Raw genomic sequence first — 21,379 nt, 5'->3', positions numbered from 1 at the left:
CCTGCGATACCCCAGAGCTGCGGCTACTGCTGAGCCCTCCTGGGCACGGGCTCGAGTTGAGTTGTGGCGCTACTCCGGGAACATCGTTCAGGCAGCTGAGAAGTGAGTCAAAGTCCTCATTACTTGCCACCTCGAACACCCGACTAAGGTTCGATCCGAAGGCCTCAAGGTCTGGCCGCGTCAGGAAAGCGACAGCGACAATCTCCGTGTCCGACATGATATCCTCTATATCCGGAGCTTAACTTGCGTTAGTCGGATCGGTGCCACCGCCCAGATTGGAAAAGTCGATCAATGTCGATCTGGAACGATGGCTTTCTCGAACGTTCCCTGATGTGCCCCTTCGCCAAACGCCTCCTCGCCTGTCCAAAAAAACTTGCCACCCAAGGCTTTGGCGCCGCGCATACTGACTATATCAAGCACGTGCCCGAATCCCAGGATCAGCCCGTCAGACGTCTCGTCTATGTCAGCGTCGCTGTCGGCACCGACCGCAAGACCGACCAAGCAGACATCCTCCGCAGCTCACGCGTGAACAACGCGCTCGATGGCGTCACAGGCCTGCTGTGGAGCGACGGCGACGAGTACGTCCAGGTCGTTGAAGGCTCTGAGACTGCTGTGGCCGCGGTATTCGAGCGGATCCGCGCCGATCCTCGACACAGCGACGTCGTCATCCTCTCGGACCAAACGGGCTTTGACCGCGCCTCTGCCTACTGGACGATGGCTGCCGCATATCCGGGCGACGATGTGTCCACGATACGCCCGCACCTCGACCGCTTCATGCGGGACGCTCCTGAAGATGTCCGCCAAGCGATAGTTCAGATACACATCGGGGGGCTGTAGCCGCAAGACAGCGGGGTGTCGGCACTGCAGTTACTTCGGAAATTTAGAGTCCGCAGCGGCGCTTCAACTTGACTCCCCTGGAGGACAGGAGTGAACTGCCGGCCTCTCTACGAAGGAGTACATGATGCGCTACTTCCTTAAGGCCACTGTCCTTGCCGTTACGCTCGCTGTCGGCACCACCAGCGCGACGGAGGCCCAGATCCGGAGACAGGAATCCGTGACGGTGTTCTACGACTCCGAAGAGCATCAGAACATGGTCGGGCAGATCATCCGCTTCTGCGACGGCGGCTTCTTCCGCAGCGGTACCCCGACTTTCTACTCCGAAGAAACCTACTACGGCTGCGACTGAACGGATGCACCAGAGAGGGCGAGCACGCCGCCCGCCCTTTCCGCGGTCCTCAGGCCCTAGGCCGCCCGCAGAGGCGCCCGCCCACGTCGTACCGCTCCCATCGCGCCGCATAGCCGCCCTCGACCATCGCGCAGTTAATCTGGACACCGTCGGGGCGCCAGCACCAGGCGGTCACCCGGTCATAGCTCGTCCCGTTCTGCTCGCATCGCAGCGTCTGCCCCAGCGCCAGGCGCTCGAGCGCGCGCTTCGCCTCACCAGCCGAGGCGGTGGGGCACGGGTGTCCTGGTCGGCAGCCGCCGTCCATCTCGCGCGCGGCGATGGCCGACAGGCGGATCTTCGGCCCTTCGGCGCAGTGGATCGGGCCGTCTCCGTCATATATGCTGGTCACATGGCATGTGAGCAGTCCGGCGGGTGCCGGCTTGCTGCCACCGGCTTCGCGCGTGGGCGCCGTGCCGGCGATCTCTTCCAGCTCGGGCAGCTGCTCCTTCAGCTCCGGCCAGAAGAAGCTGGCGGCGGCGACGATCGCTACCAGGAGCACGGCAGGCGACGAGAACCGACGGCGACGGCGCGTCATCGGGTGTGCAACTTTGGCGGCATGGGAACTCCGTTGAGGAACATAATGCGAACTTGATAGACGCCACAGCCGTGAGTCGGCAAGTGGAGGCACTTCGTGCAGATGGATTGATATGGCGAGCCGCGCCCGGCTTTCGCGGCCTGGCTGTTGCTCCAGCGAGATCGGGAGGATGGCGTCGGCCGCCTGGCAAAGGCCGCGCAATCAGACCGCAGCTTCCCGCGTGAGGGCGATGCGAACGCAGTCCGCGCGCACCTCAACCGGATGCAGGCAGACGGCGACAGCTTTGAAGCGGTGGACGATGCGGAGACCGACTGGCTCAGCTACTAACGGGGGCTGAAGCCTCGTGAACGAACGGCGGAGATTGGGCGGCTCCTGCCGTGCCCGTTTGGGGGTACAGCCGGGGTATCGCTCTTGCATAATCGCTCTTGAGCCAAGCCTTTCTGCGGTGTCTGTTGGAGCAGGGCGGAGGGGTGTATCCGCCGCTAACGTCGCGAAGTCGGTGGTCAGCGGGCGTAACTGCTGAGCTTAGGATCGATACGGGAGGCCGTCGCCAACGGGTAGCTCTCGATCACTTCGGCGGCCCCGATCGGTGAGGAGGATACATAGTAGACGACCCACTTGTCTCCACGGCGAGGGATGGACGCGCCATCGTCGCAAGCTGCCGCTCCCCATCCTCGGTCAAAGACGAGCAGCTCGGGCGAGCCTTGGCCAACAAGGACCTTCGTTACTGACGCTATCGCCCTCCACGGTGATTCGTAATGAGGATCCAGCCGGCGTAACGTTCGCTCGATATCCTCATTAGGGCTTCGGAGGTGCTGCGCCGCGGTTATGCTCACCACCGCTACCCGCAGTTCACCATGCCTGGCATACGCATTCTCGACGCGCTTCTCCGGCGACATGAACACCCGACAGGGCTGGGCGGGTGAGGCGAGCGTTAGCGCAGCCCAGGTGCACAACACGCAGGAGGGAATCCACTTCATCCTCCTCGTGTAGCATCCAGTGCCTTGTCTGCTAGTGGGCGTTTCCTGCTATTGCCGTTCGGGGGTATCGCTGGGGTACTGCTCTGCCCAGGCGGCTGCTGAAACGAGGTTTTCTGCCGTGTCTGCTACAGTAGCGCGGAGGACAGTACCTCTGGCGCGAACGGCCGGAAGTGGTGGAAAGCGGACCTCTGCCTATTGGTTGAGCACCTCGCTGGGATGAGCTTTCCAGCGATCCCACGCCGCCAAGAGATGCGGTTCTTGAACGCTCTCTGCCAAAACAACGTATAGCGGTGAACGGTAGCTCATCCCTTCGTTGCGAACTCCGTCGAATACGACAGCCATTTGCCCAACATTGCCCGCGGTGGCCGGGCCGTCACCACCTAAGCCGCAGGACGTCAATTCACGGTCTTTTGCGGTTACCCGGAGACTAGGAAGGGTCCCCCTGATTGATCGCACCGGCAGCAGTACGATCCGCCTCGCCACCCGCGATCCGGCGACACTAATTTCCTCGCTTCGGACAATCCTTGCTAAATAAGTGCTCTTCGCCGCCTCGAAATAGGAGGTCTCCGTCTGTCGAGCACGTTCCAATAAGTATGCAGAAAACTCGGTATGAGCGCGCGCGCTATACTCCGCATCCGTTTCTTCCGCTTTCCGCGGCGACGGTGGCGGATAAATGCAAGCTTCCGCCACAATAGGGAAGCACATGATGCTCCCGGCGAGCAAGAGAGAGGGCCAACGCTTCATGCCGCCAGCCTCACCTCTGTTTTCTGCGATGTCCATTCCGAAAAGCGGCACGGCACTGTCTGGTTCTGAGCGAAACCGTCGATTCAGTCCGGGTGCCGTCCTGCCGCCCATCGGATCACCGCCCAGGTCGCGGCGCTGAGGTAGACAGTCGCGTACAGACCGCCACAGCCAACTAGCGCCAGCGTTAATGCAAGCTGCACGGTCTGCGCTCCGGGAGTGCCAATGAGCCAGACGCAACCCGCTGCCAGTCCGATGAAAGCGACCGACCAGACTAGGCCGCCAAACACCCAAGCACGCCAAAGGCGGCGGCGAGCTGCTGCGATACGAGAAGCGTCCATCCGTATAGATTAGCCTGGCGAACAAGGTCCGCAATTGCGAAGAGGCCAGATCGGCCGCGATGGCTCACATTCGGCGTTTTTTGCCCCTCCGGTTCTGGCGTCCGCTTCGGCCAGCGCGAACGGCGGAGATTGGTGGAATGCGGTCAGGCGGCTTTCGGCTGCGGATCTGCGATAGCTGACATAGACCGGGCCAAACGACTAGGTTAGATCAGGCAAATGCTCACGGATGACCGTCTGCTTCGAGTTGCGAAGACGCTTGCGGCTCTATGCGCAGCCTCAGTTTTGCTGCTGTCGATGTTCGGCTTTATCGTTGGCGGCTCAATGGGAGCGAACCCATCTGACCGCCCAACGTGGTTTGTTGCGCTTGTTCTGACGCCGCTTTTAGCTGTTTCTGTATTCGTATGGGCGCAGCGCATGAACGCCAGCGTCGGTCGATCAGGCTCGGGGCCTATCTTGTTGTCATTGTGATGCCCGCTCTGTGGCTGGTTCTCACACGATCCTAACGCTTGGGAATGGCAGATTTCAGGACTGCCTCTAGGCTTCTCTTCATGGCTGCAATTGGGCGTTTCCTGCCGATCCGGTTCCGGGATCCTGTTTCGCTGCGACGAACGGCGACAAGTGGTGGAAAGCGGACGCTGCCAGCTAAGCCCTTGAGAGCGCGCGCAACCCTCAGAGGCCTGTTACGCCGACTACGGCAGGCTCTCTGGCTCAGGAACGGGAAGCGAAGAGAGAATTGCTCCAAGCTCCCTGTTCCTCGCCGCATGCTTGTCTGGGGCGCATCCGTAATCCATAGAGTAGAACTGATCCAGTGATGCTCCGGACCAGTGGAAAGTGATTCCGCCCTGGTCAGTACCGTATGGCTCATCGCAGCGAAATGAATTCAAGCCATTTTCTCGCATCTTCGCGGCGGCGATCGTCTCCCCAGACCGTCGGAAAACCTCCAATCGTTGGATGAGCTTCGCAAACTGTTCGGACGTGAGCGCAAATTCACCTCGCTCCCCAGCTAACCGGGTGGCGAGCGAGAGCAACGTGCCTGTCTGGCCAGCGGACCTCACAGCATCGTTCGAGAGGTTCGACATGGCCAAGGCCACGCCAGATTATCTGGAACGCTTAGGGCTCAATGCGGCTAAAGTCATTGACCTGAAGACCAGCACGGACCCCTTCAGAGTTGGCGCCTATCGTCCTTCGTGCGGCGGCGCACCCGCGGGTCGAATCGGGAGAGATCGTCTGCCTGCTGGGCGCCAACGGCGCGGGCAAGACCACGACGATCAATCTCTTCCTCGGCTTTCTCGATCCCAGCGCGGGCGAGGCACGGGTGGACGGCGTCGACGTGCGCCGGAATCCGGTCGGCACCAAGCGCAAGCTGCTCTATGTGCCCGAGCAGATCGCGCTGTTCGGCGAGCTGACCGGCCTCGAAAACCTCGCCTATTTCGCCGCGCTCTCGGGCATTGGCGAACGATCGCCCACCAATCTGCGCAGTTGCCTGGCGCAAGCCGGTCTGGCGGAGGCGGCGATGGATCGCAGGGCGGCTGGCTACTCGAAGGGCATGAGGCAAAAGGTCGGCATCGCGCTGGCGATCGCCAAGGAGGCGCGCGCGCTGCTGCTCGACGAGCCCACCTCGGGCCTCGATCCGCAGGCGTCGGCGGAGTTCCACGCGCTGGTGGTCCGGCAACGCGACGCCGGCGCTGCCGTCCTGATGGTAACGCACGACCTGTTCCGCGCCCGAGAAGTGGGCACCCGGATTGGGCTGATGCGAGAGGGGCGACTGCGGCGCATGATCAACGCCGCAGATATCACCGCATCAGAACTGGAGAGCCTCTACCTCGAGGAAATGGGACAGTAAGGCGGGTGTTTCCGCAGCTGCTAGGCTAGCAGGCCATTCTCGGTCATCCCGCGATAATAAGCCGTTCCCCGAAACCGGACGTTTTTTCAGATGGATGTTCAGCCGGACCTGATCGACGAAGGTAGCCGCTCGGCCTCTAAACGCGAGCTGTTCCAGCTAAACACGTAGCAGCCACCAACCACACTTCTGAACAAATTGCTCACCGCGTCTGCTTACTATCGAATCGCCGACTCGGATTATGGAGATGAGCGATGGGGCGTTCGTCGTTGGACCCCGCCTATCACGAGCTTAGACCTTGGAATGAAGGCCGCGCCATCGGCGCCAAGCGGGCGTTGAAAGCACAGCAGGTATGGAGCATCCGCTTCTGGCTTGATCAGCACGGAAGGCTGCGTGATCGAGCGCTATTCGACTTTGCAATCGACAGCAAGCTGCGCGGATGTGACGTGGTAAAGGTGCGTATCGGTGACATCGTAGCTGGCGGGCGCATCCGTGAACGGGCCGTTGTGGTGCAGCAGAAGACGAAGCAGCCCGTGCAGTTCCAATTGGTCGAGCCAGCCCGGAGAACACTGCTGGTCTGGCTTGAGCGCCGCGGCGGGACACTGAACGACTTTGTTTTCCCGTCACGGAACGACTACATGGGCCATATGAGTACAAGGCAGTACGCGCGCCTCGTTCGCGAATGGGTTACTGGCATTGGCCTCCAGCCCGAGGAGTACGGCACTCACTCGCTTCGGCGCACGAAGGCTTCCATCATTTACAAGGCGACGGGCAACCTCCGTGCCGTTCAGATCCTCCTTGGTCACGCCAAGATTGAAAGCACCGTCCGCTACCTTGGAGTCGATGTCGAAGACGCCCTAGAGTTGTCGGAGCGAACCGAAATCTGAGCAGGCTCGCGACGCACATCCAGACATTCGCGGCTTGTTCCTCGCCGCCCTACTTCAGTCATTGGTTCAGGAGGACTTCCGGCCGGATCGGCCGATCTCGCCCGCTGCTGTCGACGAGCGACGGTGAGCGCGCGGTCCAGCCGATCTATGCGTCAGACGCCGCCTTCATTTCGCTACACCTGTCGCATGCCTCCATCGACGCAGAGCTCGGCGCCGGTGATAAAGCTTGCTTCGTCGCTGAGGAGAAACACGGCAGCGGACGCGACCTCGTCAGCGCGCGCCATGCGGCCGAGTGGAATGGGCTCTATGAGCATCTGCCGCATCTCCTCGGACACCGCAGCCATCATGTCCGTGTCGGTCGGCCCCGGCGCGACGACGTTGACACGGATGCGACGCGGCGCGAGCTCGGCCGCCCAGCTGCGCGCATAGGAGCGCAGTGCCGCCTTGGTAGCTCCGTAAGTACTGAACGGCGTCACGCCCATCACGTCGGCGATCGAGCCGACCAGCACCACGGATGCTCCGTCGCTTAGCACGGGCAGCGCCGCCTGGATCCCAAACAGCGCGCCACGCACGTTGACGGCGAAGTGCCGATCGAAATGCTCGCCGGTCTCCTCGACGATCGTTGCCGGCTCCGACAATCCGGCGTTCAGCACCAGCGCGTCAATGCGACCATGTAGACGCGTGGTCTCGGCCACGACCCGCTCAAGATCGCCTTGGGACGCCGCGTTGGCTTCGATACCGTGCGCCGATGGACCGATGCTCTCAGCCGCATCAGCGACTTCGTGTGACTGACGTCCGGTCAGAAGGACCGTAGCCCCTTCCTTTGCCAGCCCGCGAGCGGTCGCGAGACCAATCCCCTTCGCCCCACCGACCACCAGCGCGACCTTGCCTGCCATTCTTGCCATCTTCAGCCCTTCCGTTCGAGATGGCGAACCAGATATACGAAGCATATCTGCTATCAAGAACGCACCTGGAGTAGCGTAGATATGGCGAGCGATACCGACCTGCAGGCCCTATCGTGCAAAGCGATGATAGACGTGCCCCGCATCCGCCCCGTGCTGGAAAAGATCGCCGACAAATGGACGATCATGATCCTAATCGTGCTGTGTCCTCAGCCGGCGCGATTTAACGAGATCAAGCGACGGCTTGACGGCACATCACACACAAGTCGCTCGCCGATGCACTGAAGCGCCTAGAACGTCATGGACGGGTTACGCGCACTGTGATCCCGACCACTCCGATCGGCGTGGTCTATACGATCACGTCGCTAGGCCACTCGCTTCGCGAGCCCTTCGAAGCGCTCTGTTCCTGGGCTCTTGCTCAGGAGCAGGCGATGGCAGAGGCAGTGACCGCGTACGATAAATCGCGGGAGTAGTCGGTACGTTGACCCATGTGTCGACGGCTCTCCGTTGGCAAGGTTATTCAGAGGCTCTGCTTCGCTGGTTGGTGCGGCCATGTGCCGACCTGTTGGTGCGGCGCATGGTGCCGCTGGCCGTAATGCCATTCGCGCGTTTCGGGTCCCGATCACTTTCACGCGCTTGATGCGCTTGGGTCATTGTGGGTTTTCCCGATCCGGCGGTTCAACCGGCTTGTTGCATTAGCTCCTGATCGCCGTTTCCAACCTCGTCAGGCGCGGTCGCCCACGCCGTGTTCCTTATGCAACCTGCGGCTCGCGATAGCGTTCGCCGCTGGCCATCAGCGCCCAGATCATGCGGGCGTTCTTGTTGGCGAGCGCAACCGCCGCGACCTTGGTCTTCCGCCTGGCGAGCAGTTGCACGAGCCAGGGCCGCTTGGCCCCGTTCCGCTCGGCGTAGCGCACCACCGCCATGGCGCCGACGATGAGCATCTGGCGCAGATACTGGTGTCCGGCCTTGGTGATCCCGCCCAGCCGCTCCTTACCACCGCTGGAGTTCTGCCGGGGTACCAGGCCGATCCACGCAGCGAGGTTGCGGCCTGAACGGAAGATCGCGGGATCAGGCACGGTGGCGACGATGGCGCTGGCGAGCAGCGGACCGACGCCGGGTATCTCCATCAGCCGGCGGCCAAGCTCGGTCTCGCGTGCACTCGCCAGGATCCGGCGGTCGTTCTCAAGTATCTGCTCCTTCACGATGCGCAGCTGAGCCGCCAGCATCTCCAAGCAAAACCGAGCATCGGCTGGTACCTGCTCGTCAGTCGGATCAGCAATCACGTCGAGGAGCTGCTCGATCCCGCTCCTGCCGATCGGCGCCGCGATCCCGAACTCGGCCAGGTGCGCCCGCATCGCGCTCGGCAGCTGCGTACGCTGCCGGTTGAGGATCAGACGGACACGGTGCAGCATCATCGCGCTCTGCTGCTCGGGCGACTTGATCCCGACGAAGCGCATCGTCGGCCGCGTCACCGCCTCGCAGATCGCCTCGGCATCAGCCGCGTCGTTCTTGCCCCGCTTGACGTACGGCTTCACGTACTGCGCCGGCATGAGCTTTACGTCGTGCCCAAGCGTAACCAGCGCGCGTGCCCAATAATGCGATGTCGCGCAGGCCTCGATGCCGATCAAGCACGGCGGCAGCTTGGCAAAGAACTTCAGCAGGCGCCCGCGGGTCAGCCGCTGGCGGATCACCGCCACGCCCTCCGCGTCAACTCCGTGCACCTGGAACATGTTCTTCGCGAGATCGAGACCTATCGTCGTGACGCTTCCCATTGCGGTTCTCCTTCCGGCTCTCCGCAGATCATCCTGCGGGAGGGTTGGAGAGCCGTCCACGGTATCACTTGCAGACGCTCAGCGTGACCTGAACGCTGTCGGAATACCGCCGTCCGTTAATCGCGAGGTCGCGGCCATTGTCGGGTACCCGGTCGCCACAGCTGAATGGCAAGGCCTGGGTGGAAAGGCGACCGGCCGCTAATGCGGCATTCGATGGCCAAACCCGCGTTCTCAGGGAACTTCCCCACCGGCGCTCGCCGCTTGCTTCTCGTACTCCAAACGCTGCTGCTCCTGTTCGCTCAGCGTCGGAACGCGGGACGCTTTCCTCAGCGCGTCGGGAAGGATGCTCTGCTGATAAGGCTCTTGTGTCCAACCGTCGTTCCTGTTGGAGAACTGCGTCCCATAGATTTGCGGCTGACCGATAGCCTGAAGGTACCGATCGAGTGTCGCGGCGGCAATCCAAGTGGCTGCGGGTTTTCCTCGTGCAGCAGCTATAACCGCCAGTGCATGTGCTTTCAGGTAATCGCTTCCCTTATGTCCATGCTGGAAGATAAAAGCGGCATGATAAAAATCATCCGCGCTTTGTAGCTTGCCCGCGTCAAGCAAGACTTGGGTGCGTACACGTCTCTTTTCGTCTTCGGTATCTACGACTTTCCAGTTGATGGCGCGTGTTGTAGAACGCGCAGCTTGATCGGCATCGAAAATCGCAGTCATCTCAGAATTCGTAGGCCGCTGCAGCGTCTGCACATAGGTGCGGGTAGCATCCCATCCGCCAAGTGTGGTTTGACATGAAACGCGCTTTAGCATCGCCGGCTCGCTCCCGAAGGCGATATAACTGAGTTGGGCGTGATCGCCTTCGGGACGAATGACAAAAGCGTCTGGGACCGAGTCAGGCGCTGGATCATCGAAGGTCAGCTCCACGCCTCCCGGAACGTCGCGCGCCGCTTTTGCAACTCGCTCGATTGCCGGACCCGCGACGCGCGAAAAGCTGGCGCCATCTGAGAAGAAGTGTGTCGGGCGTAGCCACTTTCCAATTTAGCCCGCTGGCGTGCGTGCGACTTCGAACCGCATCAACACTGTGTCGCTTGCCTCTAAGGCCCAGCAACCCGTTGCATTCGTGGCGGCAAGAGCCGGTGAGGTGGTGAAGAGGATCAGGGCGGCGACAGGGGCGCGGAACATTCTCGCACCTTAGCTCTGTTTACGCAGTTGCAAAACGGAACGTCCGCTATGGCGCGAGGCGCCGCAGGGGCCGAACGTCTGCAAGCGGGCGGAAGCCGATCGGCAGCTTGAGGGGCAACAGACCCATAGTCGGCCATTGAGACTGCCCTTCCCGCTCCCCAACTTCGGTCATTCGTTAAGGTCCTCGCGCGGCAGCTTCCGGCGGCGAGACCGGCCGCGCGAATGTCTTGCATTGGGTGGAAGCGGAACGGCAGCTTTCGGAAGGCAAGTTCCGCTTAACCGCCGCTCCGTCGCGCTTCTATGGCGGCGTCAACATCAGCTACTTTTTGGCGAAGGCCCGCGAGAAACGGCTTTCCGTGCTTTCCCATCTTTGTGGGCGAGTAGCCGCGAATTGCGTCTTCATAACGCTGCACCTGATCAACAAGGCTGGCACGAAGCCGCTCTAGATCGCGATCAGATAGGCTCTCTCGTTCTGCGTAGGCGCGTTCGATGAACATCGGGGAACTGTATGCTCGCCTGAATGGGTGACCGCAATCAGGCTGCGCAAGGACACCCTGAACGTCCACTATTGGGCGTTAGCTGCCAGGCAGCTTCGCGGCTGCAAGGACCCATAGGCGGTCACTCAGGACTGGTTCTCAGCTCCCCGAAAGCCGCCATCCATTCATCTCAGCTGCGGCCGTCTGCGGCTCAGCTAATGAAGCCGAGCACTGGCATCCTGGGGAGCCAGCAGTATAGCCGGGGCGGGCGTGCTGCTGATGTGTATCGAAACCGCCTACTTCACGTCCGACATTCGCGACAGCTACGCCGGCAGTCGAATGCGCCTGCACCGGCGTTGCGAAACTTAGCACATATGCAACTGAGCCCCCGGTGACGAACGTCCGCAGCCGACCACTCGTCGCCGCTTGCCAGTCTTCTGAAAGCTATCGCTCCGCTACATCGCTGTGTAGCCGCCGTCGGCCATGACGAGGGCTCCAGTCACGAAGCTTGCCGCCGGTGAGGCGAGGAAGGCGATGACTTCTGCAATCTCCGCAGGCTCGGCGACCCGACCGAGCGCATGAACCTTGCCGTAGCTCGCCAGCGTCTCGCGGCTATCCGGGACGATGCCTCCCAAGATCTTGGTGGCGACCACTCCCGGCGCCACCGCGTTGACGCGAACGCCGCGTGTTCCAAGGTCGAGAGCCGCGGTCTTCACGAGTTGGGCGATCGCGCCCTTGGAGGCGGAATAGGCGGCGGTGTCGCGCATGCCGACGGCGCTGACCACTGATGCGACGGCGACGATCGCTCCGCTGCCCTGCGTCGCCATGATCCGCCCTGCCTCGCGCAGGTGCAGGAATGCGCCGCGAGCATTGGTGGCGAGGATGGAGTCCCACTCGCTCACGCTCGTCTCGACCAGCGGCTTGTTCAGCGTGCGCCCGGCATTGCCGACCAGGATGTCGAGCCGCCCGAACCGCTCCAGTGCGAGCGCCATGGTGGCCCGCACCGCCTCCTCGTCACTCGCATCGGCGCGCAAGAGCGCTACCTGCTCGCTCGCCAGCGCATCGACGTCCTCGCGGATGTCGGTTGCCACCACCCGTGCACCGCGCTCCACGAGCAGGCGCAGCGTCTCACGCCCGATGCCACGCGCGGCACCGGTGACCACCGCCACCTGACCGGCGAGGCTCCAGCTGTCGGGCACGCCGCTCATTACTCGCCCTCCGGAAAGTCGGTGGAGCGGGTGAGATCTTCCCAACGGTCGATCTCGTCAATCACCGCATCGAGCTTCTCGCGAGCGCGGCGCAGCGCATCGCTGCCGAGCAGCAGGTGAAGGGGCGGCTCGGGAGCGTCCGCCAGTGTCAGGATCGCCGACGCCGCCCGCTGCGGATCGCCAGGCTGGCGTCCGGCGATGGAACCGAGATAGGCGAGCGACTTGCCCACGCTGTCGGCATAGGCGTCGGCCGCCTGGCTGCGGCGAACCGAGTGGTCGGTGAGGAAGTCGGTCCGGAAGCCACCGGGAGCGATCGCGGTGACCTTCAGCCCGAACGGCGCGACCTCCTGGCTGAGGCTTTGCGACAGGCCCTCCATGGCGGCTTTCGCCGCCGCGTACATGCCAGACGACGCCATCGGCGCGCGATCCGCGATCGAGGTGATGTTGATGATGTGCCCGGCCCCCTGCTGCCTCAGCCGCGGCAGCGCCGCCCGGATCAGGCGGAAGGGTCCGAAGACGTTGACGTCGAACAGGCGCTCGACCTCGGCGCCGGTCGCCTCCTCGATCGCGCCGAGCAAGCCGTAGCCGGCATTGTTGACCAGCGCATCGATCCGTCCGGTCTTGCCGAACGCTTCTGCGACCGCAGGCGCGACTGCATCCGCGTTCGCTACGTCGAGCGTCAGGATGTGCAGCGTGCCGTTACCGGGCGCGATGCTCGGCTTGCCGTCACGCACGGTACCGATGACGGTATCGCCCCGCGCCAGCGCCGCTTCCGCAAGCGCCTTGCCCAAGCCGCGCGAGATGCCGGTGATGAACCAGGTCTTCATGTCTGTCTCCTTCGCCAGTAGATATGAAGCTGCACAGATCGGGGATAATCTGCTCATTGCTTCGCAAGCTTGTAAGCTGAGCTTCATGATGCTTCGTTGCCGGCATGATCCACCCGAGTGAGTTTGGCGCCCTGCGGGGGTTCGCCGCCGTGGCCGAGCAGCGGAGCTTCACGCGCGCAAGCCAAGTTCTGGGGGTATCGCCCTCGGCGCTCAGCCAGATGGTGCGGGGTCTGGAGGAGCGACTGGGCGTCCGCCTGCTCAACCGGACCACGCGGAGCGTCTCGCCGACCGAGGCTGGTGCCGCGCTGCTCGCCGAAACCGCCCCGGCGCTGGCCACCCTGTCGGGCGCGTTGGATCATGCGCGAGGCGCAAGTGGTCGCCCCGCCGGTACGGTGCGGATGCACTGCTTCCATGCCGCCGCCGAGATGTTCGTGGCGCCAATCCTGCCCGCCTTCACGCGCGCCAACCCGGAGATCCTCCTCGACCTGACCATCGACGACACGGTCGTCGACATCGTGGCGAACGGCTATGACGCGGCGATCCGCATCGGCGAGGTCATCGAGCGAGATATGGTCGCGGTCCGCCTGGGTGGCGACATCCGGCAGCTCGCCGTCGCCTCGCCCGGCTATCTCGCCGAACATGGGGTGCCGCAGACACCCAAGGACCTGCTCGACCACCGCTGCATCCGCTGGCGCTGGCCCGGGCAGGAAGGGCCCTACGCCTGGGAGTTCTTCGAGGACGGCCGCTGGTTCTCCGTCGCGGTCGATGGACCGCTCATCGCCAGCAGTCGCGCCTTCACCTTCGATGCGGCCGTGGCGGGGGTCGGCATCGCCTTCCTGAAGGAGGAGGCGGTGACTGGCGCCATCGCCGAGGGCCGGCTCGTCCCCCTCTTGGATCGCTGGTCGGTCCCGTTCCCCGGCTTCTATCTGTGCTATCCGCAGCAGCGTCAGATGGCAGCCCCCCTGCGCGTTCTGCTCGACGCGATCATCGCCCCTTTTCGCGGCTTGGAGGAATGACGGCTATGCGCGCGGTGTCGCGGAAAGGCGAAGAGACGCGACCTTCGGAGGTCCTGCTCCGGCCGAACTTTCAGCCGCCGCTCTTTGCCTTTCCTAAGCGGAGGTCGGCGGACACAGCGCCGGCAAGCCGTGCGCGAGCGTCACCAGCGGCTTAGGGTAGGACGGCAGAACTGCGCTCGGTCGGGACGCAAAGAACGCATACCAATCCCCCAACTCTCGACAGCCGTTCGGCACAGGCACCCCGTAGACATGTTCGGCGAACTGCAACGTCGCCATGGCAATGCAATCGGCGATCGTGGCCTGCGATCCTGCCAGGAACGGCCCGTCTTTCTCCTGCATCATCGTGTCGAGCACCCGCAGCCGCGCATGATAGGCGTCAGCGGCAAACGTGGCCGCTTCGCGGCTCTGCCGTTCGCGCTCCGCAAACAGGGACTGGCCTTGTGGCACCAGATCCCGAACTGCATGGCGGCCTCGTCGATCACGCCCACCAGCTCGCGCGTGCGTGCTCGCGCCTCGGGCGTTGCTCCCAGCATGTCTGGAGACGGGAAGCGCTCCTCCAGATATTCGAGGATCGCGATCGAGGAGCGGACCAGCGTTGCGGCAAGGGCATCGAAGGCGATCCGCTCGATGCCCGTGATCCCCTTCTCGGCCAGGTAGATTCCGACGCGCCGGGGGTAGAGACCCCATTCGAGTTCGTAGAGCGTCATGGAAACGGTCCCGATCAGGCCGCGAGCGGCTCGAACACCAGCGACTGGTGGAGCGAGACACCTGCGGTCACGCCGTCCGCCGCCGCCCAGCTGGCGTTGTGCGGTGCGCGTGCGGCATCACCGGCGGCATAGACGCCCGGTACGGTGGTCAGCTTGGCCGCATCGGTGCGGATCACCGGGCCGAACGGACCATCATCCAGCGCGCAGCCGAGTTGCTCGGCGATCGGGCTGTTGAGCCGCGAGCGCGGTGCGAGATACAGCGCATCGATCGGCGCCTCCCGCCCGTCTGCAAGCGTCAGCGATGACAAGGCTGTGTCCTCGCCCCGGAGCGCCACAATGCGCGCCGGCTCGATCGTGACGCCGCGCCGCGCCAGCTTCGCCTGTACATCGGCATCCGGCATGTCGCCGCCGTTGAGGTACAAGGTAGTCGGCCCCCAATCGGCGATGAGCAGCGCCTGATTCGCCGACATCGGCATCGTCTGGAGAACGCCCAGACGCTGACCGCCATATTCGAAACCGTGGCAGTACGGGCAGTGCAACACGCTCTTTCCCCAGCGCTCTACGAGGCCAGGCAACTCCGGCAGCACGTCGGAGATGCCGAATGCCAGGACCAGCTTGGCAGCGGTCAGCGTCTCGCCGTCAGCGAGGTTGACCTCGAACCCGCCGGCGACGGCGGATGCGCCGATCGCTTCGCCCGGCAGGGTACGCACGGTGGGGTATCGCTGAAGCTGCGCCAGCGCTCCCGCGATCATGGCATGCGGCGCATTGCCGTCCTGGCCGAAGAAACCATGCGAGGCATCGGCGAAGCGGTTGCGCGGGGCTCCGGCGTCGATGACGCAGACCGAGCGGCGCGCGCGGGCGATGTGAATGGCGGCGGACAGGCCGGCAAAGCTGCCGCCGATGACGATGGCGTCATGCTGCATGAACAATCTCCAGATCGATGGATTTGCCGCTCGCGACCATGCGAGCGCGGAAGTGGGCGCTCAGCGCCGCGAGCGTCACAGCGCCGAAGCGGTCGAGCAGCAGCGCCTCGGCATCCTGAAAAGCACCGTCCAGCGCGGCATTGACGGCCTGCTCGACGAGACAACCCGGCGCCTCGGTGCGATTGCCCATCGCGAATAATTCCGGGCTGCCGAGCGCGGCATAGACGTCGCGCAACGTGATCGAGGCAAGGTCACGGGCGATGGTCCATCCCCCGCCATGACCCTTCTCCGAACGGACGAAGCCGGCATCGCGCAGTCCCCCCATGATCCGGCGGATGACCACCGGATTGGTCTGCATCGCCTTGGCCATCGTCTCCGATGTCGCCGGCCCTTCCACCTCGGCCATGTGGAGGAGGACGTGAAGCACGCCCGACAATCTGCTGTCGCGTTTCATGCAACCTAGTATGTTGCGTGGTCAAGCAGAGTCAACCATCGGGAGACATGTGTCGCGAAAGCGACCACATTCGCGACGACCGGAAGTCAGGATATTTGCGACAGCTACCTAGTGGCGAACGCGACCCAATGCATGAAGCCGCTGCGCGGCAGTGGTGTTAGTGGTGACGTAGCGCGCCTGCGGGGAGGTTTGGCTGTCCGGCAATGGCGGCGGACGATGGAGTTCCTTCAGCAAGAGGAACTTCCCCATGGCAACTCTACCGACCGACCGGCCCGTCACCCCGCTGCGTCAGCGGATGCTCGACGACATGGCGATGCGCGCGATGGGTGCGCGAACCCGGCACGATTATGTGCGTCACGTTCGCGCCTTCGCAGCCTTTCTGGGCCGTTCGCCCGAAACGGCAACGGCGGAGGGCGTGCGGCGCTTCCAGGTTCACCAGCGCGAGCACGGCGCGGGTGAGGCCGTCATCGGCGGCGCGGTGTCAGCGCTGCGCTTCCTGTTCACGGTGACGCTCGACCGGCCGGACCTGTCGCGCAAGCTGGTGCTGGCCTCGCGTCCCCGGAAGCTGCCCGATGTGCTGAGCGTCGATGAGGTCGCGCGGCTGCTCGAGGCGGCACCGGGCATCAAGTACCGGGCGGCGCTGGGCGTGGCGTACGGCGCCGGCGTTCGCGTGTCGGAGGTCGCGCACCTCAGGGCCGACGATATCGACAGCAAGCGCATGCTGATCCGCATCGAGGAGGGCAAGGGGCGCAAGGACCGCAACGTCATGCTCTCGCCGCAGCCGCTCGAGTTGCTGCGGCTGTGGTGGCGCGAGGGCAAGCGGCGCAGCGTCCTGCTTCCTCATGGCTGGCTGTTTCCCGGTCGCAGCTACACCGACCCGATCTCGACCCGGCAGTTGCACCGCGCCGTCTGCGAGGCGGCCGAAGCCGCGGGCATCCGCAAGCGGGTCAGCCCGCACACGCTGCGCCACAGCTTCGCGACCCACCTCTTGGAGCAGGACGTCGACATCCGCGTCATCCAGGTGCTGCTCGGGCACAGTAAGCTCGAGACCACCGCGCTCTACACCAAGGTTGCCACCCGCACGATCCGCGCGGTGACCGACCCGCTCGACCAGCTGATGGCGCTGATGGAGGGCAGAACGCCCGCGGGGTGACGCCGCGTGAGCACCTCGCTCGAGGTTGCCGACATCTTCCGCAGCGCCGGTCCTGCGTACCGGGCCCGCCATCCCGGGCACCTCAGCCTCGCCCTGCTCAAGGTCATGTCTGCGGTGGAGCATTGCCGCACCGCCGCCCTCGGCGGGCACGTCGAGGCCTGCACCGACTGCGGGCATTGGCGGGTTGCCTACAACAGCTGCCGTAACCGGCACTGTCCGCGGTGCCAGGGCGCCGCCGCGCGCATCTGGCTGGCCGAGCGCGAGGCCGACCTGCTCCCGGTCGGCTATTTCCATGTCGTGTTCACGCTACCGGCCGAGGTCGCCGACATCGCGCTCCAGAACAAGGCGGCGGTCTACGGCCTGCTGTTCCAGGCGGCATCGGAGACGATGACGACTATCGCTGCCGACCCGAAGCATCTGGGCGCCCGCATCGGCATCACCGCGGTGCTTCACACCTGGGGGTCGGCAATGACCCACCATCCGCACATCCACATGATCGTCCCAGGTGGCGGGCTGTCGCCGGACGGCAGCCGCTGGGTGTCGTCGCGCCCGGCGTTCCTGCTGCCGGTGCGCGTACTCGGCAAGCTGTTCCGTCGCCTGTTCCTGACCCGGCTGATGGCGCTGCACGAGGCCGGGCGCCTCGCCTTCTTCGGCAGCCTCGCCCATCTCGCCGACCGCCGCGCCTTCCTGCGGCACCTGGCGCCGGTCCGGAAGAAGAACTGGGTCGTCTATGCCAAGCCGCCATTCGCCGAGCCGCAGGCGGTGCTCGCCTACCTGTCGCGCTACACCCACCGAGTGGCGATCTCGAACGGCCGGCTCCTGCGCTTTGACGAGGCAGGCGTCACCTTCCACTACAAGAATTACCGCTGCAACGGCGCCGACCGGCAGCAGGTCATTACCCTGGCCGCCGACGAGTTCATCCGCCGCTTCCTGCTTCACGTCCTGCCCAAGGGCTTCCACCGCATCCGCCATTATGGCCTGCTCGCCGGCGCCACCCGCAAAGCGCATCTCCAACGTGCCCGCGAACTGCTCGGCGTCGAGCCATCACCGGTCGATGCCACCCCAACGGTCGAACCCGATGACACCCGCCCGCCATGCCCGTGCTGCGGCGGACGCATGCTCGTCATCGAAACCTTCGAACGCTGGCGACAACCCCGCGCACCGCCGCATGGCACCAGCGCGACCGGGACCACCGCGCCATGACCCGGCATGGCCCGTTCCAGTCCCGCCACGCGGTCACCGCGCTTCCGGCGTTCAGACCGCTCGCGCCAACAACCTCGTCAGCCATATCGACGCTCGCCCAGACCGCTGGTCTTGCCCGACATCTATGCCCAACGTCCTTCCCGAGTGCCGCATTACGGCCCGCTACGGCGCATCCAGCCTGCCAGCACCCCGACCGGCCGACCGCCCGAAAACCGCTTTCCCCATAGGCCACCGCCTGAGGCCCGCGGCTTCCTGCCTTGGAGGAAATCATACACCTGCCGGTGCCTGATTTCCTTCACAGGTCCGGCCGTTCGCGGCTGACTTCCAGCTTCCCAGCTTCGGCCATCCGTTCATGTCAGCGACGGCGCCGATAGGGGCCGGTGAATGCCTTCCTGCACGCCGTCGGCTTTCTCAAATGGGATGGTTATTCGGGAAAGCCAATGCCGATGATGCGTTCACGCCGTCAGGAGAGCTATCGTGGGCGCCGCTTCGGCTTTCACTGCTCCGTCCATGACGGCGCATGCCGCGACATTGAGGCGCTGACGCTTCCACGCCAGCCATAACGTACCCACCCCGACACTGGTGCAGACGAGCAAGGCGGGAAGCGATGCTTCCGGTCCAAAGCTGCCGCCAGTCAGAAGAACGCTGACATCCGGCCGCGCCACGCTGTGCGCCAGCGCCGGGCCAGCCTCTCCGCCCGACACCGCTGCACCGAACACGTAGCCTTGCGTGAAATTCCAGGCGGCATGGACGCCGATCGAGACCCATAGACGCCCCGTCAGCGCGTAAAGCGCTCCGAGCATGATCCCGGCTTCAAGCGCGATGCACAACACGCTGACGATGGTCGCACCCGGATTGACGATGTGGCTCACGCCAAACACCGCCGCTGACACGGTGAATGCAGGCAGGGGGCCAAATGCCCGCCACAGCAATCGGAACAGGATAGCGCGGACCAGCGTCTCTTCGATCAGCGCGGCCTGGATGGCATGTCCACTTGCACGCCATACCGGCGCAGAGCCAAGCCATTCAATCGTATAAAGATTGAAGGCCATCAGGATCGCCATCACGGTACCGAACATGGCGGCACCCAGCGCCAGCCCTGCCGCAAGCTGCATTGGTGCCGGCCTGATCGCCAACTCATCAGGGTGACGATCTTCACCGAACCGTACCAGCAAGGCATAGACGCTGACGGCGAGCACGCCGCTGATGATGTTGGCCAAGAATGCGAGTTGGGGCGTTCCGATCGGCAGGATGTGGCGCACCACCGCGATGCCTGGGCCTACGGCGAGTAGCACCAGAGCGAACAGACCGATCATCCAGCTCAGGCTGCGGAGCCAGCGCAAACGGCCGGATTTCAGAAAGCGGCTGTCACCCAGGACGATGCCGCTTCCGGCGGGATGATAAATGTCCAACGATGCCCCCATTCAATCCGGCTGCGACAATCCCGCCGGCTACGAACGACGAGGCTGCAATATGCGTGCCGAATGAACCTGGGAGGCGACAAGGCCCGGACAGAGGTGAAAGCTTGGTGCATAGCGCCATCGATTAGCGTCTCACACCAACCTTCAGAAATGTCCTAACCCATCGGATTTCGGGAAACTGCTCGCTCAACCGGCGACTGCGCGGACAAGCCAGCAGGCGCTATCGAAGCGCGCCGCATCGTCAACGACGAACGGCGCAAACGCATCGTCCAGTGCCTTCTCGACCTTCTCGCGGAGAGCCTGATCGAGGTCGGGAATGACCATGCCGACACGCCCCATGCGTCTTGAGTATAGGGTTAGATCGGCCTTGGTCAGGCTGCACGGAACGTCGATTGGGCTGATTTCGACTGTACGCCACCCGGCCGCGCGAAGGATGCGTTCGACGCGGGCGGCATCCGAAAAGGCGAATTGACCGGGCGCCTCCGGGGCGGCCTGATCCGGCCATCGCAGGATCGGTGCCACGGCCCGCTCGGCTGCGACCATGAAGGGGTTCTCCGCCCCACGCCGCCAGACGATGCAGGCCAGAGTGCCATCCGGGCGAACAGCCTGTCTGATGTTGGCGAAGGCGCAGACCGGATCAGCGAAGAACATGACGCCGAAACGGGAGGTCACAGTGTCGAAGGCGTGTCGTGGAAAGTCGAAGCATTGAGCGTCGCCCTCGATGAAGCGCGCATTGCCCAAGCCTGCGGCGTGGCTCGTGATGGTGCAACGGCCAGCATCGGCCCCGAGATATCGATGCCAGTACTACTTCCGCGCGAGGCCAACCGCTTGGCGAACGCGAGCGTAATGGCACCGGTGCCGCACCCGACATCCAGCACATCGCGAACACTACCGGTGATAGAGCCATCCGTCAGGATATCCTCAAACGGCGAACAGACGATCGAGTAGCGGCTGAAGTTCGGCCCAGACACTGCCTCGTCGTGCGTTCCATGCCAGACCTTCTCGCTCTTGTGTGATCATCGCCTCGTCCTTGTCACTGCTGGTGAGTCGCGCCATCCTGACACTTCAAGCTCACTTGAGGTCAAGCATGGGTCTGATCGACATCGCCGAGGTTAGCCGCCGGAGCGGACTGCCGACTTCGACGCTGCGGTATTACGAGCAGTTAGGGTTGATAGGATCTCTCGGTCGGCGAGGGTTGCGGCGGACGTTCGGCACCGATGTGCTCGACCGATTGTCGTTAATCGCGCTGGGTCGTTCAGCCGGGTTGTTGCTTGCGGAGATCGGGGGGATGCTCGGCGTCAACGGAGAGGTGCGCATTGATCGGGAACTGCTCGTCGCCAAGGCCGGCGACATTGACCGCGCTATTCAGCGGATGCAGGCCATTCGCGACGGGCTCCGCCATGCGGCAAACTGCCCGGCGCCGAACCATGACCAATGCCCCAGCTTCCGTCGTCTTAGAGATGCTGCGTCAGATCGTTTGCGTCATGCGAGGAGAAAAGCCGGCTGAGTCTCGCAGCCTTCCCGATTGGGAACGGCAAACGAGACGGCGCGGACGTTCTCGGAATCGATGGTGAAGCGGGAAAGCG

General features: G+C 63.8%; 25 protein-coding genes and 1 pseudogene. 12 read left to right on the top strand and 14 right to left on the bottom strand.

All coding sequences use genetic code 11. The annotated features are described in order from the left end of the window. Nucleotides 1-291 precede the first annotated feature (291 nt). Nucleotides 292-837: a BLUF domain-containing protein gene (locus LK533_RS08350; protein WP_229362333.1), complete on the top strand. Its 546-nt coding sequence runs from the start codon at nucleotides 292-294 to the stop codon at nucleotides 835-837. 124 nt (nucleotides 838-961) lie between these two features. Continuing rightward, nucleotides 962-1,186: a DUF6289 family protein gene (locus tag LK533_RS08345; RefSeq protein ID WP_229362332.1), complete on the top strand. Its 225-nt coding sequence runs from the start codon at nucleotides 962-964 to the stop codon at nucleotides 1,184-1,186. A 49-nt stretch (nucleotides 1,187-1,235) separates the two neighbouring features. Here the strand turns inward: LK533_RS08345 and LK533_RS08340 are convergent, their stop codons facing one another. Further along, nucleotides 1,236-1,760 carry a thermonuclease family protein gene (locus tag LK533_RS08340; protein WP_229362331.1) on the bottom strand — a complete coding sequence of 175 codons (525 nt, stop codon included), beginning with the start codon at nucleotides 1,758-1,760 and terminating at the stop codon, nucleotides 1,236-1,238. 144 nt (nucleotides 1,761-1,904) lie between these two features. Here LK533_RS08340 and LK533_RS08335 point away from each other — a divergent pair, with 144 nt between their 5' ends. Further along, the gene (locus LK533_RS08335; protein ID WP_267495299.1) at nucleotides 1,905-2,087 is read left to right on the top strand and encodes a YozE family protein; all 183 of its coding nucleotides are present in this window, start codon (nucleotides 1,905-1,907) and stop codon (nucleotides 2,085-2,087) included. Nucleotides 2,088-2,932: 845 nt separating this feature from the next. Here LK533_RS08335 and LK533_RS08330 read toward each other — a convergent pair. Continuing rightward, nucleotides 2,933-3,520 (bottom strand): hypothetical protein, encoded by a 588-nt coding sequence (locus LK533_RS08330; protein WP_229362329.1) that lies wholly within the window; start codon nucleotides 3,518-3,520, stop codon nucleotides 2,933-2,935. Nucleotides 3,521-4,116: 596 nt separating this feature from the next. Between LK533_RS08330 and LK533_RS08325 the strand changes: the two genes are divergently transcribed. The 3 genes from LK533_RS08325 (at nucleotide 4,117) to LK533_RS08315 (ending at nucleotide 6,549) form a co-directional block, all read left to right on the top strand. Further along, nucleotides 4,117-4,290: a hypothetical protein gene (locus LK533_RS08325; protein ID WP_229362328.1), complete on the top strand. Its 174-nt coding sequence runs from the start codon at nucleotides 4,117-4,119 to the stop codon at nucleotides 4,288-4,290. A 700-nt stretch (nucleotides 4,291-4,990) separates the two neighbouring features. Then, the gene (locus tag LK533_RS08320) at nucleotides 4,991-5,665 is read left to right on the top strand and encodes an ABC transporter ATP-binding protein (RefSeq protein WP_229362327.1); all 675 of its coding nucleotides are present in this window, start codon (nucleotides 4,991-4,993) and stop codon (nucleotides 5,663-5,665) included. Nucleotides 5,666-5,916: 251 nt separating this feature from the next. Continuing rightward, nucleotides 5,917-6,549, top strand: coding sequence for a tyrosine-type recombinase/integrase (locus LK533_RS08315; protein WP_229362326.1), 633 nt, complete (start codon nucleotides 5,917-5,919; stop codon nucleotides 6,547-6,549). Between the two features lie 173 nt (nucleotides 6,550-6,722). Here the strand turns inward: LK533_RS08315 and LK533_RS08310 are convergent, their stop codons facing one another. Continuing rightward, nucleotides 6,723-7,454: an SDR family NAD(P)-dependent oxidoreductase gene (locus tag LK533_RS08310; protein WP_229362325.1), complete on the bottom strand. Its 732-nt coding sequence runs from the start codon at nucleotides 7,452-7,454 to the stop codon at nucleotides 6,723-6,725. Nucleotides 7,455-7,535: 81 nt separating this feature from the next. Here LK533_RS08310 and LK533_RS08305 point away from each other — a divergent pair, with 81 nt between their 5' ends. Then, the gene (locus LK533_RS08305; protein ID WP_229362324.1) at nucleotides 7,536-7,736 is read left to right on the top strand and encodes a winged helix-turn-helix transcriptional regulator; all 201 of its coding nucleotides are present in this window, start codon (nucleotides 7,536-7,538) and stop codon (nucleotides 7,734-7,736) included. Beyond that, on the top strand, nucleotides 7,706-7,924 hold the full coding sequence (locus tag LK533_RS08300) for a helix-turn-helix domain-containing protein (RefSeq protein ID WP_324255278.1): 219 nt from the start codon (nucleotides 7,706-7,708) through the stop codon (nucleotides 7,922-7,924). The genes LK533_RS08305 and LK533_RS08300 overlap by 31 nt, the downstream gene beginning before the upstream one ends. 279 nt (nucleotides 7,925-8,203) lie before the next feature. On the opposite strand, the gene LK533_RS08295 is transcribed toward LK533_RS08300, so the two are convergent. The 5 genes from LK533_RS08295 to LK533_RS08275 all read right to left on the bottom strand — a co-directional run bounded on the left by LK533_RS08295 (nucleotide 8,204) and on the right by LK533_RS08275 (nucleotide 12,916). Beyond that, a complete protein-coding gene (locus tag LK533_RS08295; protein ID WP_229362323.1) occupies nucleotides 8,204-9,226 on the bottom strand; it encodes an IS110 family transposase in 1,023 nt (340 codons plus the stop codon). 231 nt (nucleotides 9,227-9,457) lie between these two features. Further along, nucleotides 9,458-10,147 (bottom strand): hypothetical protein, encoded by a 690-nt coding sequence (locus LK533_RS08290; RefSeq protein WP_229362322.1) that lies wholly within the window; start codon nucleotides 10,145-10,147, stop codon nucleotides 9,458-9,460. 533 nt (nucleotides 10,148-10,680) lie between these two features. Continuing rightward, nucleotides 10,681-10,902, bottom strand: a complete 222-nt coding sequence (locus LK533_RS08285; RefSeq protein ID WP_229362321.1) for a hypothetical protein — start codon at nucleotides 10,900-10,902, stop codon at nucleotides 10,681-10,683. Between the two features lie 434 nt (nucleotides 10,903-11,336). Beyond that, nucleotides 11,337-12,089, bottom strand: a complete 753-nt coding sequence (locus LK533_RS08280; RefSeq protein ID WP_229362320.1) for an SDR family NAD(P)-dependent oxidoreductase — start codon at nucleotides 12,087-12,089, stop codon at nucleotides 11,337-11,339. Next, on the bottom strand, nucleotides 12,089-12,916 hold the full coding sequence (locus LK533_RS08275; protein WP_229362319.1) for an oxidoreductase: 828 nt from the start codon (nucleotides 12,914-12,916) through the stop codon (nucleotides 12,089-12,091). Before LK533_RS08275 ends, LK533_RS08280 begins: the two co-directional genes overlap by 1 nt. A gap of 104 nt (nucleotides 12,917-13,020) precedes the next feature. Here LK533_RS08275 and LK533_RS08270 point away from each other — a divergent pair, with 104 nt between their 5' ends. Then, entirely contained in the window at nucleotides 13,021-13,932 is a 912-nt protein-coding gene (locus LK533_RS08270; RefSeq protein ID WP_229362318.1) for a LysR family transcriptional regulator, read from the top strand. A 93-nt stretch (nucleotides 13,933-14,025) separates the two neighbouring features. Here LK533_RS08270 and LK533_RS08265 read toward each other — a convergent pair whose 3' ends face one another. The 4 genes from LK533_RS08265 to LK533_RS08250 are packed head-to-tail and all read right to left on the bottom strand — an operon-like array spanning nucleotide 14,026 to nucleotide 16,016. Beyond that, nucleotides 14,026-14,379: a glutathione S-transferase family protein gene (locus tag LK533_RS08265; RefSeq protein ID WP_229362317.1), complete on the bottom strand. Its 354-nt coding sequence runs from the start codon at nucleotides 14,377-14,379 to the stop codon at nucleotides 14,026-14,028. Beyond that, nucleotides 14,271-14,639, bottom strand: a complete 369-nt coding sequence (locus tag LK533_RS08260) for a hypothetical protein (RefSeq protein WP_229362494.1) — start codon at nucleotides 14,637-14,639, stop codon at nucleotides 14,271-14,273. The genes LK533_RS08265 and LK533_RS08260 overlap by 109 nt, the downstream gene beginning before the upstream one ends. Before the next feature lie 14 nt (nucleotides 14,640-14,653). Beyond that, nucleotides 14,654-15,562 (bottom strand): NAD(P)/FAD-dependent oxidoreductase, encoded by a 909-nt coding sequence (locus LK533_RS08255; protein WP_229362316.1) that lies wholly within the window; start codon nucleotides 15,560-15,562, stop codon nucleotides 14,654-14,656. Continuing rightward, a complete protein-coding gene (locus LK533_RS08250; protein ID WP_229362315.1) occupies nucleotides 15,552-16,016 on the bottom strand; it encodes an Rrf2 family transcriptional regulator in 465 nt (154 codons plus the stop codon). The genes LK533_RS08255 and LK533_RS08250 overlap by 11 nt, the downstream gene beginning before the upstream one ends. A 247-nt stretch (nucleotides 16,017-16,263) precedes the next feature. Here LK533_RS08250 and LK533_RS08245 point away from each other — a divergent pair, with 247 nt between their 5' ends. Continuing rightward, nucleotides 16,264-17,169: a tyrosine-type recombinase/integrase gene (locus tag LK533_RS08245; protein WP_229362314.1), complete on the top strand. Its 906-nt coding sequence runs from the start codon at nucleotides 16,264-16,266 to the stop codon at nucleotides 17,167-17,169. A 6-nt stretch (nucleotides 17,170-17,175) separates the two neighbouring features. Next, nucleotides 17,176-18,372: an IS91 family transposase gene (locus LK533_RS08240; RefSeq protein ID WP_229362313.1), complete on the top strand. Its 1,197-nt coding sequence runs from the start codon at nucleotides 17,176-17,178 to the stop codon at nucleotides 18,370-18,372. A gap of 455 nt (nucleotides 18,373-18,827) precedes the next feature. Here the strand turns inward: LK533_RS08240 and LK533_RS08235 are convergent, their stop codons facing one another. Then, entirely contained in the window at nucleotides 18,828-19,784 is a 957-nt protein-coding gene (locus LK533_RS08235) for a CPBP family intramembrane glutamic endopeptidase (RefSeq protein ID WP_229362312.1), read from the bottom strand. Nucleotides 19,785-19,979: 195 nt separating this feature from the next. Next, nucleotides 19,980-20,671, bottom strand: a pseudogene (locus tag LK533_RS08230) (class I SAM-dependent methyltransferase). Nucleotides 20,672-20,805: 134 nt separating this feature from the next. Between LK533_RS08230 and LK533_RS08225 the strand changes: the two are divergent. Then, nucleotides 20,806-21,300, top strand: a complete 495-nt coding sequence (locus tag LK533_RS08225; RefSeq protein ID WP_229362311.1) for a helix-turn-helix domain-containing protein — start codon at nucleotides 20,806-20,808, stop codon at nucleotides 21,298-21,300. The last annotated feature ends 79 nt before the right edge of the window (nucleotides 21,301-21,379 follow it).

Origin of the sequence: Sphingomonas sp. PL-96, from assembly GCF_020707215.1 — a bacterium.
In the GTDB taxonomy this organism is placed as follows: domain Bacteria; phylum Pseudomonadota; class Alphaproteobacteria; order Sphingomonadales; family Sphingomonadaceae; genus Sphingomonas.
This window is presented reverse-complemented; position numbering and strand designations above follow the sequence as displayed.